12 protein-coding genes are annotated in these 13,931 nt (G+C 68.9%); 5 read left to right on the top strand and 7 right to left on the bottom strand.

What is annotated here, in order from left to right; translation table 11 throughout:
* Positions 1-160: 160 nt before the first annotated feature.
* Positions 161-805 (bottom strand): FAD-dependent oxidoreductase, encoded by a 645-nt coding sequence (locus N5096_RS04880; protein ID WP_267663203.1) that lies wholly within the window; start codon positions 803-805, stop codon positions 161-163.
* A gap of 336 nt (positions 806-1,141) precedes the next feature.
* Here N5096_RS04880 and N5096_RS04875 point away from each other — a divergent pair, with 336 nt between their 5' ends.
* The 3 genes from N5096_RS04875 to N5096_RS04865 all read left to right on the top strand — a co-directional run bounded on the left by N5096_RS04875 (position 1,142) and on the right by N5096_RS04865 (position 5,158).
* Positions 1,142-2,899 (top strand): 2-oxoacid:acceptor oxidoreductase subunit alpha, encoded by a 1,758-nt coding sequence (locus N5096_RS04875; protein WP_267663202.1) that lies wholly within the window; start codon positions 1,142-1,144, stop codon positions 2,897-2,899.
* Positions 2,900-2,902: 3 nt separating this feature from the next.
* A complete protein-coding gene (locus tag N5096_RS04870) occupies positions 2,903-3,766 on the top strand; it encodes a 2-oxoacid:ferredoxin oxidoreductase subunit beta (protein WP_267663201.1) in 864 nt (287 codons plus the stop codon).
* 156 nt (positions 3,767-3,922) lie between these two features.
* Complete coding sequence (locus N5096_RS04865; protein ID WP_267663200.1) at positions 3,923-5,158, top strand: digeranylgeranylglycerophospholipid reductase; 1,236 nt, start codon at positions 3,923-3,925, stop codon at positions 5,156-5,158.
* Positions 5,159-5,205: 47 nt separating this feature from the next.
* Here N5096_RS04865 and citZ read toward each other — a convergent pair whose 3' ends face one another.
* The 5 genes from citZ to alaS form a co-directional block, all read right to left on the bottom strand.
* Positions 5,206-6,363 carry a citrate synthase gene (gene citZ, locus N5096_RS04860; protein ID WP_267663199.1) on the bottom strand — a complete coding sequence of 386 codons (1,158 nt, stop codon included), beginning with the start codon at positions 6,361-6,363 and terminating at the stop codon, positions 5,206-5,208.
* 126 nt (positions 6,364-6,489) lie between these two features.
* Positions 6,490-8,379 carry a PINc/VapC family ATPase gene (locus tag N5096_RS04855; protein ID WP_267663198.1) on the bottom strand — a complete coding sequence of 630 codons (1,890 nt, stop codon included), beginning with the start codon at positions 8,377-8,379 and terminating at the stop codon, positions 6,490-6,492.
* A gap of 90 nt (positions 8,380-8,469) precedes the next feature.
* Positions 8,470-9,186 (bottom strand): type 1 glutamine amidotransferase, encoded by a 717-nt coding sequence (locus tag N5096_RS04850; protein ID WP_267663197.1) that lies wholly within the window; start codon positions 9,184-9,186, stop codon positions 8,470-8,472.
* Positions 9,187-9,264: 78 nt separating this feature from the next.
* On the bottom strand, positions 9,265-10,071 hold the full coding sequence (locus tag N5096_RS04845; protein WP_267663196.1) for an alpha/beta fold hydrolase: 807 nt from the start codon (positions 10,069-10,071) through the stop codon (positions 9,265-9,267).
* Positions 10,072-10,092: 21 nt separating this feature from the next.
* Entirely contained in the window at positions 10,093-12,873 is a 2,781-nt protein-coding gene (gene alaS, locus N5096_RS04840) for an alanine--tRNA ligase (protein ID WP_267663195.1), read from the bottom strand.
* A gap of 139 nt (positions 12,874-13,012) precedes the next feature.
* On the opposite strand from alaS, the gene srp19 reads away from it, so the two are divergent.
* Both srp19 and N5096_RS04830 read left to right on the top strand, forming a co-directional pair.
* On the top strand, positions 13,013-13,291 hold the full coding sequence (srp19, locus tag N5096_RS04835; RefSeq protein WP_267663194.1) for a signal recognition particle subunit SRP19: 279 nt from the start codon (positions 13,013-13,015) through the stop codon (positions 13,289-13,291).
* Between the two features lie 2 nt (positions 13,292-13,293).
* Positions 13,294-13,524, top strand: a complete 231-nt coding sequence (locus tag N5096_RS04830; protein ID WP_267663193.1) for an H/ACA ribonucleoprotein complex subunit GAR1 — start codon at positions 13,294-13,296, stop codon at positions 13,522-13,524.
* Position 13,525: 1 nt separating this feature from the next.
* Here N5096_RS04830 and N5096_RS04825 read toward each other — a convergent pair whose 3' ends face one another.
* A complete protein-coding gene (locus N5096_RS04825) occupies positions 13,526-13,903 on the bottom strand; it encodes a hypothetical protein (RefSeq protein WP_267663192.1) in 378 nt (125 codons plus the stop codon).
* Positions 13,904-13,931 lie beyond the last annotated feature (28 nt).

The following is a 13,931-nucleotide window of genomic DNA, read 5'->3' as shown; positions in this document are numbered from 1 at the left end:
TTCGAGCGGGGAGACGACCCCGGCCGCGAAAAGCTCAAGCTATGAGATGGTTTCTATGACAGGCTCATGTATAAGGAATCGACTGGAGCTTTGGCAGAGATCTCCATCGATCCACAATCGACTATTAATAAATGACCAATCGAAGCGTTGTAAACCGCGTCTAGCCGAAGTTCTCGACCTTCGCGGCGTCGGCGTCGCCGCCGGCGGCCTCGACCGCGGCCTCCGCGTCGGCCACCAGATCGGCGAAGCCGTAGACGAAGACGGTTTCGCCGTCGCCACCCGTCAGCGCCTCGGCGACCGGGTCGTCCAGCCCCGCCTCCGCACCGAGGAGGTGGACCGCGGCGCCGCGCTCTTCCAGCCGCTCCAGCCGGTCTGCGTGCGACACGTCCTCGTCGCGGTAGACGACCGCGGCCTCGGCGCCGTCGTCGAGCGCGCGCTCCGCGATGGCGACCGCCGGGCCGACGCCCGGACCGCCCGCGATGACGACCGCGCGCGGCTCGCCGTCGTAGTGCTGGTCGCCGAACGGGCCGGAGAGCGTCATCTCGGTGCCCGCCTCGGCGTTCGCGAGGAACGCGGAGAAGTCGCCGCCCTCCTCGGGGTCGATGCCGACCGTGACCTCGAAGGTGTCGCCGACGGTCGGCGACGAGAGCGTGTAGAACCGGGAGACCGACTCGCCGTCGATCGCCGTGCCGAGCTTGACGAACTGACCGGGTTCGGCGGCGAACCCGTCCGGCGCGTCGAACCGGAGGGCGTACGTGTCGCGGCCGACCGACTCGACCGCGCTGACCGTCGCTGTCGTGTCCATACGTCCGATCCGGTCGGCGGACACAAACGTGTTCCCGTCCGCGCCGGCGCCACCCGCGTCGGTGCCGTCCGCGTCGAAAGCGCGAGGAGCGCCGGCGACGGCGACCGTCCGACTCGGCGCGTGCCGCCGCAGTTCGACGAACGTCGAAAGGTGATGCGACGAAGTGGGTCGATCGTGAGGAATATGGAAAACGTTCGTCCACTTAATTTTCAGAAAGTTCGTTTCTCTCCCTCTATAACTGACAATATTCGCGAGATGCTGAACGAACGTTCGGAAATACGTCGGTGACTCCTTCCAGAAGTCTTTTGATGAGTCCGGCGAAACCTGCCTCATAGCATGGCTGCGGACTTCAACTGGGCCGTCGGCGGAGAGGCCGGCGACGGCATCGACTCGACCGGGAAGATCTTCGCGCAAGCGCTCTCTCGGGCGGGTCGACACGTGTTCACGTCGAAGGACTTCGCCTCGCGGATCCGAGGCGGCTACACCGCCTACAAGGTGCGGACCTCCGTCGACAAGGTACAGAGCGTCGTTGACCGGCTCGACGTGCTTATCGCGTTGACCCCGCGGACCATCGAGGAGAACCTCGAGGAGCTCCACGAGGGGTCGGTGATCATCTACGACGGCGAGCGGACCACGATGCAGGACGTCGAGATCCCCGACGAGATGGTCGGGATCGACGTCCCGCTCAAGCGGCTCGCCGAGGAGGCCGGCGGGGCGATCATGCGGAACGTCGTCGCGCTCGGCGCGGCCTGCGAAGTCGCCGAGTTCCCCATCGAGAACCTCGACTCCGCCCTCGAGAAGCGCTTCGCGGACAAGGGTCAGAAGCTCGTCGACAACAACAAGGAGGCCGCCCGCGCGGGGCGGTCGTACGTCGGCGAGGAGTTCGACCACGAGTTCGACTACGACCTGGAGACCACCGACGAGGACTACGTCCTCCTCAACGGCGACGAGGCCATCGGGATGGGCGCCATCGCGGCCGGCTGCCGCTTCTACGCCGGTTACCCGATCACGCCCGCAACCGACGTGATGACGTACCTCACGGGGCGAATCGAGCGGTACGGCGGTCACGTCGTGCAGGCCGAAGACGAGCTCTCCGCGATCAACATGGCGCTCGGCGCGGCCCGCGGGGGCGCGCGGTCGATGACCGCTACCTCCGGGCCCGGGATCGACCTGATGACGGAGACGTTCGGGCTCATCGCCACCTCGGAGACGCCGCTCGTCATCTGTAACGTGATGCGCTCCGGCCCCTCCACCGGGATGCCGACGAAGCAGGAGCAGGGCGACCTAAACCACATGCTGTACGGCGGCCACGGCGAGGTGCCGCGGTTCGTGCTCGCGCCGACGACGATCGACGAGTGCTTCTGGAAGACCGTCGAGGCGTTCAACCTCGCCGAGAAGTACCAGCTTCCGGTGTACCTCACCGCGGACCTCTCGATGGCGGTCACCGAGCAGACGTTCTCACCGGACACCTTCGACATGGACGAGGTCGAGGTCGACCGCGGCAACGTCGTCGACGAGACGGCGATCGACGACCACATGAGCGAGTCGGGCGGCTTCCAACCCCACGAGATCACCGACGACGGGATCTCGCCGCGGGCGTTCCCCGGCACGGCCGACGGCGCGCACATGTCCACCGGCCTCGAACACGACGAGCAGGGCCGCCGGACCGAGGACACCGAGATGCGCGTCGCACAGGTCGACAAGCGCAACCGGAAGGTCGAGACGGCCCGCGAGCGCGAGGACTGGAGCCCGCGCGAGTTCGGCGACGCCGGCGCCGACACGCTCGTGATCTCGTGGGGGTCGAATGAGGGCGCGATCGCCGAGGCGGTCGAGATCCTCGACGACGAGGGACGGGACGTGCGGGTCCTCTCGGTGCCGTACGTGTTCCCGCGACCGGACCTCTCGGAGGACATCGAGGCCGCGGAGAACGTCGTCGTCGTGGAGTGCAACGAGCGGGGACAGTTCGCGGACCTCGTCGAACACGACGTGCTCCGGCGGGTCGACCGCGTGAACAAGTACAACGGCGTGCGGTTCAAGGCCGACGAACTCGCAGCGGAGATCAAAGCGACCCTCGCGGAGGGGGCGGAGGCGTAACCAATGAGCTCAGACATTCGATTCACCGACTTCAAGTCCGACAAGCAGCCGACCTGGTGCCCGGGATGCGGCGACTTCGGGACGATGAACGGCATGATGAAGGCGCTCGCGGAGACGGGGAACGACCCGGACAACACCTTCGTCGTCGCCGGCATCGGCTGTTCCGGTAAGATCGGCACGTACATGCACAGCTACGCGCTCCACGGCGTTCACGGACGCGCGCTCCCGGTCGGGACCGGCGTCAAGATGGCGCGGCCCGACATCGAAGTGATGGTCGCCGGCGGCGACGGCGACGGCTACTCCATCGGGGCGGGCCACTTCGTCCACGCCGTCCGGCGCAACGTCGACATGACGTACGTCGTGATGGACAATCGCATCTACGGGCTGACGAAGGGCCAGGCCTCCCCGACCTCGCGAGAGGACTTCGAGACCTCGACGACTCCCGACGGGCCGAAGCAGCCGCCCGTCAACCCGCACGCGCTGGCGCTGGCGTCGGGCGCGACGTTCATCGCGCAGTCGTTCTCCTCGGACGCGCTCCGCCATCAGGAGATCATCCAGAAGGCGGTCGAACACGACGGGTTCGGCTTCGTGAACGTCTACTCCCCGTGCGTCACCTTCAACGACGTCGACACCTACGACTACTTCCGCGATTCGCTGGTCGACCTGAAGGAGGAGGACCACGACCCGACGGACAAGGAGGCCGCCAAGGACGTCATCCTCAACTCCGAACAGGAGTACCAGGGCGTCATCTACCAAGACGAGGAGTCGATGCCGTACCACGAGCAGCACGGCGTCGACGAGGACATGTCCGTCATCCCGGACGGCGCGCCCGAGAGCGCGACCGACCTCGTCCGCGAGTTCTACTGACGGCGCCGCCCGTTTTCCCGAGCCGTTCTCCGTGACCCGAGAGTGCCGGTATTCCGACCTCCGTCGATAGCCAAATTTCGGCGACCCAGCCGGGTCACACCCCGTTGGCGACCGGTTTCAGCAAGCCTAATTACGTGGGTCCGAATTACATTATGTATGAGTGACCGCCACGACGTCGTCGTCGCGGGCGCCGGGCCCGCGGGCGCGCAGTGCGCCCGCGACCTGGCGAGACGCGGCTACGACGTCGTCGTTCTCGAAACCGAGCCGGAAGCCGATTTCCCCCGCCAGAGCAACAAGTCGACCGCGGGGACGTTCCCGTCGATGATGTCCGCCTTCGGGATCCCCGACGACGTCGTGATGTCGTACACCGACGACGTGGTGTTGGAGTCGCCGAACAGCTACTACGAGAGCTACCAGCCGGGCGCCGTCCTGGAGTTCGCCGACTTCAAGCGGTTCCTCGTCGAGGACGGCCGAGACAACGGCGCGGAGTACCGGTTCGACTCTCGCGTCTCCCGCCCGATCCTCGACGACGACGACGTCATCGAGGGGGTTCGGTACGACGGCGACGAGGAGGTGTACGCCGAGGTGGTCGTCGACGCCACGGGTCCGGCCGCGCCGCTCGCGACCGCGCTCGACGTGGTCGAGTTGGAGCGGAAACACCAGGCGATCGGCATCGAGTACGAGATGGAGGGCGTCGAGATGAACCACCCCGAGTACGCCGACCTGCGGCGGGCGATGATGCTCCGGCTCGACCACGACATCGCGCCCGGCGGCTACTCGTGGATCTTCGCGACCGGGGAGGACACCGCGAAGGTCGGCATCTGTTATATCCAGAACGACCGCCACCGCGAGTTCGCCGAGGAGGGGAAGACCGTCGACGGCTACCTCGAGGACTGGATCGAGCGGGACCCCCGGTTCGCGGACGCCGAACAGATCGACAACACGATCCACCGCGGCTCCGCGCACATCCAGATGCCCGACGAGATGCACACCGACCGCTTCATCGCCATCGGCGACACGGTCCCCACCATCGACCCGCTGTGGGGCGAGGGGATCCACAAGGGGATGAAGTCCGCCCGGGCCGCGGCCGCCACCATCGACCGGTGCCTCACAGACTCGGAGAAGCGGCTGGACGCCGAGAGCCTCGCCGTCTACGACCGGCTCTGGCACCGCGACGTGGCCCCCCGGATGCGCTCCCGGCTGATGCTCACCCGGCTGCTGTACCTCGCGCCGAACGAGCGGTACGACCGGCTCATGCGCGATCTCAGTCGGACCGACGACAACACGCTGGAGAAGGCGAACCAGGGCGACAAGGCCGCGATGGCGAAGCTCCTCCACTTCGACGACCTCCCGCTGCTGGGGAAGTTCGCCCGCGAGCGGCTGGAATCGTAAGCCGTCTATTTATAAAAGGATTCGCGCGTCGAGGACCCGCCGCCTCCCTACCGCTCGTCGATCGGGACGAGCTCGGCGCTCTCGGGACCGGTGTACCGGGCGCGCGGGCGAATGAGGCGGTTATCAGCCTGGTACTCGACCATGTGAGCGATCCAGCCGCCGGCGCGGCTCATCGCGAAGATGGGCGTGTACATGTCGACCGGGATGCCGAGCGAGTCGTAGACGGAGCCGGAGTAGAAGTCGACGTTCGGGGCGATCCCCTTCTCCAGGAGCCCCTCGTCGGTCAGGTACTCCTCGATCGCGGTCGTGTAGTCCAGCCACTTCGTGTCGCCGGAGGACTCGGAGAGGTCGCGGAGCTTCTCTTGAAGGATGTTCGCGCGCGGGTCCTTCACCTTGTACACGCGGTGGCCGAAGCCGGGGATCCGGCGGCCGTCCTCGCGGGCGTCTTTCACCCACGAGACGGGGTCCTTCTCGGAGTCGTCGATCTCGTGGAGGACCTGCATCACGTCTTGGTTCGCCCCACCGTGGAGCGACCCGGAGAGCGCGCCGATACCGCCGGTGACGCCGGAGTAGACGTCGGCCAGCGTCGAGCCGATCACCATCGCCGTGAACGTCGAGGCGTTGAGCCCGTGGTCGGCGTGGAGCGTCAGGGCCATGTCAAACGTCTCCTCGCTAACCGCGTCGGGCTCGGTCCCGGTGAGCATGTAGAGGAAGTTCCCGGCGTACGAGAGGTCCGGGTCCGGCGCGACGGGGTCTTCGCCCTGGCGCGCGCGCTCGAACGCGGCGAGCACCGTGGGGACCTTCGCGGTGATCCGACGGCCCTGACGCCGGGCCGTCTCCGTGGGACCGTCGTCGCCCTCGTCGACGTTCCCGTCGGGGTCGTACGCCGACAGCATGGAGGTGGCCGTTCGGAGGGCCGCCATCGGACGCTCGTCGGCCTCGGCCAGCGTCCGGACCGTGTCGAGCACGTCGTCGTCGACGGTCCGCTCCGCGGCCAGGTCCGCGGCGAACGCGTCGAGCTCCTCGCGGGTCGGCAGCGAGCCGTGCCAGAGGAGGTACAGCACCTCCTCGTAGCTCGCTCCCCGAGCGAGGTCCTCGATGTCGTACCCACGGTACACGAGCTTGCCGACCTCGCCGTCGACGTGGCTCAGCTCCGACTCCGCGACGAGGACGCCTTCGAGCCCGCGCTTTAACTCGTCTGACATGGAGTGACGTTCCGACCACCGCCAAAAAAGCGTTATCTTTCAGGAGGGATGAATTACGACGATCGACGAAATAATCGGCGTCGAACGACGGCAGCGGGGTGAACGCCCGCGACCCCGTCGACCGCGTCAGCGCGCCGGAACGACCGTCACGGTCCGTTTGCGGTCGATGGCGTCTTCCAGCTCCTCGGCGATCGCGGAGCCGCGGGACACCTGGACCTCGCCGCCGCGGCCGACGGTGGCGGTGAAGAGGTACTCGCCGTCCGCGCGCACCTCGACCGTTTCGCCGACGCCGTCGTCGACGTCGATGACGACGTGCCGCGAGGTGATCTCCGGCTGGACGACGGTGCCGCGCTCTTCGCCGACCTGGCCGCCCCGACCGCCGCCCTGCCCGTTCGCGCCGTGAGCGGCGTCCTCGGGCCCGCCCGGCTTCTCGTCGTGGGTGCGGACGTCGATCTCGATGCCGAGCCGGTTCTCGATGTCGCTGATGCGGCCACCGCCCTTCCCGATGACGGTGCCGATGTCGCCCTCGGAGACGTAGACGACCGCCTCGTCGTTCCCTTTGAGTTCGACGTCGACGTGGCCGTGCGCGACCGACTTGATCTCGCGTTCGATCTCCTGTTTGGCGATGCGGCCGACGCCAGTCTCGCGTTCCCCCTCGCCGTCCTCGTCGTTCAGTGGGACCGTGACGACCTGCCGGTTGAACGTGTAGATCTCGTACTCCGGGGTGCCGGTCTCGAAGTTCGACACCTGGATCACCGGGCGGGCGAGGTCCTCGGCGGTGAGCCCGGCAGGCACCTTCACCTCGGTCGTCACGTCGTAGACGGTGTGGACCTCGCCGGCCTCGATGTACACGACCGTGTCGACGATCTGCGGGATCATCCCGAGCTCGACCCGACCGACGAGCCGTTGGAGCGCGTCGATCGCGCGCGAGGCGTGGACGACGCCGACCATCCCGACGCCGGCCATCCGCATGTCCGAGAAGACCTCGAAGTCGTTCGTCTTCCGGACCTCGTCGTAGATGGTGTAGTCGGGGCGGACCAGGAGGAGCGAGTCGGCCGTGTTCTCCATCTCCCCGCCGAGCGCGCCGTACTGGGTGATCTCCGGCCCGACTTGGAGGTCGCGCGGCTTCTCCATCGTCTTCACCGCGTAGTCGCTGTCGTTTAAGAACTCCGCGACCGCCTGCGCGAACGTCGACTTCCCGGCGCCGGGCGAGCCGGAGATGAGCACGCCGCGCTTCCGCTCTTTGAACCGGTCGCGAAGCTCGTCGGCGAACTCGTAGTCGTCGAGCGTCGTCTTCGCGATCGGCCTGACGGCCGTGATCTCGATCCCGTCCGCGAACGGGGGCCGCGCGACCGCGATCCGGTAGTCGCGGAACTGGACGATGTCCATCCCGTCGTCCGAGAGCTCGATGAACCCCTCGTTGGACTGACGAGCCAGGTCGACGATCCCGGTCGCCCACTCGTCCATCTGCGCCTCGCTCGTCTCCGCCTCGTCGATGTCGACGTACCGCATCTCCCCGAGGCTGCCGCGCTTGGCCTTCGGCTTCGTCCCCGTCTTGAGATGGACCGACATCGTCTCCTCGGTGAAGAACTCGCGGATCGGGAGCTCGTCGACGACGCCGCGGGCGACCGGCTCGACGTACTCGACGTCGATCCCCTTCGCGCGGGCGACCTCCGCCTGGACGACGTCACTGGAGAGGAGCGCGGCGTCGCGGTCGGCGGCGATGTCTCGGATCAGGGCGTCGACGTCGCCCTCGTGGGCGTGCGAGCGGGCGTCGCCGTCGGCGCGCTCGCCGACGTACTCCAGGTCGATCGCGCCCTCGTCTGAGAGGTCGGCGAGCCGCTTGAGCTCGCTCAGGCCGTCCCATCCGGACTCCAGCCCGTCGTTCGCCTGCGACTCCAGCTCGCCGACGACGGCCTCGGGGACGAGCACCGCGGCCCCCTCGTATGTCCCGTCCGCGACGCGTTCGGACACGCGGCCGTCGACGACCGCACTGGTGTCCGGTACTACGTTCATACCGTGGTTCCGGGCGGGAGCGGTATAAGGGTGTTCGACCCGGGCGGGGGTCCCCTCGACCGGATCGAAACGGACTCGCGACGCGGCCGGTCAGTCGTCCGCGGCCGCCCGCGACGTCCGGTCCGCCCGCAGCCGCTGGGCGTACTCGGCGAAGTTATCGAACAGTCCCTTCACCTCGCAGGCGGCGTCGTGCGCCTCCGAGGTGATCTCTTCGAGGACGGCGTCCACCCGCGCGTCGCCGAGGCGCTCGCGTTTCCCCTCGGTGACCTCGCGGGCGGTGTCGACGTCGTACTCGGGGTGGAACTGGACGCCCCAGCAGTGGCCGTCGCGGAACGCGTGGACGCCGTGGTCGTTCTCGGCGAGCAGCGTCGCGGTCGGCGGGAGTTCGACCACGGCGTCGCCGTGGGTAGTGAAGGCCATGAACTCCTCGTCAATCCCGTCGAACAGTTCGTCGTCGCCGCGCCGGCGCACGACGTTGTACCCGATCTCGAACTCGTCCATCCCCGCCACGCGCCCGCCGAGCGCCTCCGCGAGGACTTGGTGACCGTAACAGACGCCGAGAACCGGGAGACCGGCGTCGGCGGCCTCGGCGACGTAGTCGACGAGCGGGGGGATCCACTCCTCGTCCCAGTAGACGGACGAGCGCGACCCGGTGACGACGACCCCGTCGAAGTCGGTGTCGGCGGGGAGGTGACCGCCGGTCGCGTCGAACTCCACGAGGTCGGCGTCGAGCTCCCGGCGGAAGTTCCGCCGGGTGTTCGCGCCGTCGTGGGCCGCGTTCAGCAGGGCGAACCGGAGACGTGTCATTGGACGCACTGAGAAGGGACGGAGGCAAAACGGTTGCGACGTCGGGAAGCGCTACCGCGGTCGCGGAGCGCGGTCGCGCTACCCGGAGAACGGGTCCGCGGCGTGCTCCGCGAGCCACCCAGACAGCGCGTCGTTGACCGCAGCCGACGCCTCGACGCCGACGAGGTGGCGCGCGTCCTCGACCGCGTGGAGCTCGCCGCGGGGGAGCCCCTCCGCGAGCGTCTCGCCCGCCGTCACCGGACAGGCGGCGTCGTCCGTCCCGTGGACGACGAGGGTCGGGGTCGTGAGCTCGTAGAGCCGGTCAGAGAGGTCGAACCCGTCGACGGCCGCGCGGTGGGCCTCAAACGCCTCGGGGCCGGCGTCCTCGGCGAGGCGCCACTCGGCGATCCGTGGGAGCGCGTCGGGATGCGTCTCGCGGAAGCCGGCCGAGAGGAGCCCGTTGAGCGACCGCTCCACCGCCGTCGCGTCCGAGGGGTCGGCCCACACGCCGTCGGGCTTGTAGGCGTCGCCTGCGGGCGGCGCGCCGACGACCGTCAGGCTCGCCGGGCGCGAGGAGCCGAGGGCGGCCGCGAGCGCGACCATCCCGCCGAGCCCGTACCCGACGAGGTGGGCGTTCCGGACTCCCTCCGCGGCGCACACCGCGTCGACGTCGCTCGCGAGCGCTTCGACCGTGTACGGCCCGGGCGGCGCGTCCGACCGGCCGACGCCGCGCGTCTCGGGCGTGATCACCGTGTGGGGGCCCGCGAGCGCGGCGTGTTGCCAGCCGAACTGCCACGCGCCGAGGCCGACGTCGCCGCAGAACACGACCGCCTCGTCGGGGTCGCCCGCGTCGGGGGCGTCGACCTCGTACCGGATCGAGACGCCGGCGTTGTTGCCGTGAGGCATACGGGGCTCTCAGGGGCCGTCTCAGGCCTCCTGAAGGCTACGAAGGACGTCTGGCGCCGCGGCGAGCGCGTCCTCGAGGGCGTCGACGTCGGGACCGCCGCCCTGCGCGAAGTCCGGGGGGCCGCCGCCGCCGCCGCCGACGCGGCCAGCGAGGTCGGCGACGACCTGCCCGGCGTTGACGTCGACGCCGTTGGGGACGCCGACGACGAAGCTCGCGGAGCCGTCGGCCCCGCTGCCGACGACCGCGACCTTCCCGTCGTCGACGTGGGCGTTCGCGGTGGCGCGCAGCTCGTCGGCGTCGCCGTCAAGCCGCTGGATCACGGCCGTGGCCCCGCCGACCTCGGCCTCCTCGGCGTCGGCGCCGCCGGAGGCCCGCGCGGCCGCGAGCTCCTCTTTCAGCGACTCGATCTCCTTGCCCCGCGCCTTCCACTCGTCGAAGAACCGCTCGGCCGTCTCGGGGACGTCGAGCGGGTCAACGTCGAGCACGTCGGCCGCGTCGTACAGCGCGTCCTCCGTGCGCTGGGTGGCCTCGATCGCCGCGCCGCCCGCGGCGAACACGATGCGCTCAACGCCGTCTTGGACGGGCTCCGTCTTCAGCAGTTTCACGGCGCCGATCTCGCCGGTCCGGTCGACGTGGGTACCCGCGCACGCCTGCACGTCGGCGTCGCCGACGTGGATCAGCCGGACGTTGGTTCCCGGCGGGACGCCGCCCTGGTAGAGGTCGAAGCCGTGCTCGGCCTCGGCCTCGTTCCGGTCGGGCCACTCCTGCCGCACCGGCACGTCGTCGCGGACGAGGTCGTTGGCGACGCGCTCGATGCGCCTGGCCTCCTCGCGAGTGATCCGACCGAAGTGGCGGACGTCGAGCCGCGAGGAGTCGATCCCCTTCTGTGCGCCCGCCTGCCGGACGTGCTCGCCGAGCACCTCGCGGGCGGCGTGACCGATCAGATGCGTCGTCGTGTGGTGCGCGCGCAGTCGGTCGCGGCGGTCGCCGTCGACCTGGCCCCTGACGAACTCGCCTTTCCCGGGGGCGGCGTCCGTCCGGTGGAGGACGACCCCGTCCTCCTCCTGGACGTCGACGACGTCGACCGTCGTCTCGCCGACAGTGAGCTGGCCGCGGTCAGCGGGCTGGCCGCCGCCCTCCGGGTAGAACATCGTCTGGTCCAAGACGACGTCACACCCCTCGTCGCGCTCGAAGACGTCGAGGACGACCGCCTCGAACTCGGTCCGGCTCTGGTCGTCGTAGAACAGCTTCTCCGTCTCGGGGAGGTCGCCGAGCCGCTCGTCAGCGTCGTCGCCGCCCTCGTCGGCGTCTTCCTCCTCGTGGCGGTCGGCGACGAGCGCGTAGAAGTCGTCCGGTACGTCGACCGTCGCGCCGCGGTCGGCCGCGATGTCCGCGACCATGTCCGGCTGGATCCCGTGGGAGTCGTACAGCTCCAGGAGGGTCTCGGTCGGGATCGGCTCGCCGGTGCCGGCGTACTCGTCGGCGAGCGACTCTACCTTCCGGGAGCCGCGCTCGAGCGTCTCCCGGTACTTCCGCTCCTCGGTGCGGACGATCTCCCGGATCGTGTCGCGGTTCTCGTAGCCGAGCCGCTCGGCCTGCATGTCGACGAGTTCGTCGAGGGGCGCATCCACGTCGACCTCGTCGACGAGCCGCTTCGTCCGCCGCAGCACCATCCGCGCGAGGTAGCCCGTGCCGACGTTCGAGGGGACGATCCCGTCGCCGAACATGTACGCGAGCGTCCGCGAGTGGTCGGCGATCGCGTAGATCGATTCGAGCGGCTCGACCAGCTCGCGGAGGCGGTCGACGTCGACGCCGAGCCGGTCGGCGATCTCGCCGCGCGCGTCCTCCACGTCGTCGACGTCGTCGATGTCGAGTCGGCCGGAGAGCTTCGCGGCGCGGTGGACGAGCTCGCGCTCCGCCTCGTCGTAGTCGGTCCCCGCGTTCTCCTTCAGGAACTCGATCGCGTCGGGGTAGACGGCCTCGTACACGGTCGCCGTCCCCTGGCTCATCCACGTCCACCGCTCGAGCCCGTAGCCGGTGTCGACGATGTACGTGTCCATGAACGAGTACGTGTGCCCGTCCTTCATCTCGTAGTCGCCGTCGGGGTCTCGCTCCATGCACATGAAGACGAGCGTGGCCAGCTCGGCGCCTTTATAAATGACCTCGATCGCCGGCCCCGCGTTGCCGCCGCCGACCCAGGGGTCTTCGATGTAGGTGATCTCCTCGAGGTCGGCGCCGAGGCTCTCGAACAGCTCGTCGCAGTACGCGACCGTCTCGTCTTTCCAGTACACCTCGCCGTGGTAGGCGTACTCGTCCTCGTCGACCTCCTCGCGCGTGTTGAACGCGTGGTGGGCCATCATCTCGAACGCCATCGTGTGCCGGCCCGTCTTGCCGACGTTGTCGATGTCCTGCATCCGGATGCAGGGCTGTGAGATGGTGAGGGGGTTCGCCGGCGGCGGGGTCTGCCCCGACGTGACGAGCGGCTGGAAGTCGTAGATCGACGCCTGCGTGAGGAGGACGTCGTCGCGCCAGCGGTTCGCCGCGACCGGGTACGGGTCGATCCGCTCGTGCTCGTGCGCCTCGAAGAACGAGAGGAACGCCTCTCGCATCTCCGACAGCGAGTGCGACTCCGGAAAGCCGGGGTCGTCGATGAAGCTGTAGTCCTCGCAGGGCGGCTCCCCGCAGAGCTCGCGGTCGCCGTCCCGGGTCCAGAAGTGTGCGCCGCAGGAGACACACTCCTTCCGGACGAACCCCTCCTCCTCGAAGTAATCGAGACGGTACTCCGCTTCGAGATCGCTCATTAGGAGAATGTGACCCGTGTTCGTCCAAAAGGGTTCCGGGGTGGATCGCGGCCGAGTCGACCGAAGTGGGCGCCCCGCGAGCGACGACCGCGCCGCCCGGGTCCGAAACGACCTTAGGCCGCGCGCTCGCCTCTCCGATATGGTCGAGAACGTCGTCTATCCCGCGTACTTCGACGCCGAGCGGTCGCGCTCGGAGGGCCGTCGCGTCCCGACAAGCCTCGCGATCGCCGAGCCCACGGTCGACGAGATCGCTAAGGCGGTCCAACAGGTCGGCTACGACGCGGTGATCGAGCGCGAGAAGACGTACTCCCGCGAGTTCGAGCCGCGGGGCGCGGTGGTCGTCCAGGGAACCGAAGACACCGCGAAAAACGACCTCGTGCAGGCGGTCGCCGCCTACCTCGGGGTCATCCGAGAGTGACGATGCGGCGCGTCGGCACCGTCGTCCGCACCGCCGGCGGGCTCGCGATCGCCCGCGGCGAGCGCGGCGAGGAGCCGCCCCGGATCGGTTCGTCCGTCGTCGACGAGTCGCTCTCGACGGTCGGCCGCGTCGTCGACGTGTTCGGCCCCGTCGACCGACCGTACGTCGCTGTCACGCCGAACGACGGCGACGGGCTCGCGCCGCTGGTCGGCGGGAAGCTGTACGCGCGCTGACTCAGTCGCCGGCGGGCGTCTCCCCCTCCTCGGCGGGGGCGTCCGCGCTCCCGGCCGACGCCTCTCCCTCCCCGACGGGGGCGTCCGTGCTCCCGGCCGACGCCTCTCCCTCCACGATCTCGAAGTCCGCCAGCGTCTTCGTCGAGCGGACGAGCCGCTCGGAGACGACCAGCTTCTCGGTCCGGTCCAGCCGCTCCCAGTCGATCTCAGTCGGCGGCGACTCCTCGAACGCGCGGAACTGCTGAAACACCGCGTCGTTGACGAAGCGCTCGAACGAGCCGCAGTTCGGGCACGTCACCGAGAGGTGGGGGACGTCGAACTCACGGCTCACGGTGTGTTCCAGACAGTCCAGACAGCGGTACGTCCGATTTCTGCTCATGTATCACACAACGTTCCGGACGCGGGAA

Source organism: Halorubrum yunnanense (assembly GCF_026586675.1).
GTDB lineage: Archaea > Halobacteriota > Halobacteria > Halobacteriales > Haloferacaceae > Halorubrum > Halorubrum yunnanense.
This window is presented reverse-complemented; position numbering and strand designations above follow the sequence as displayed.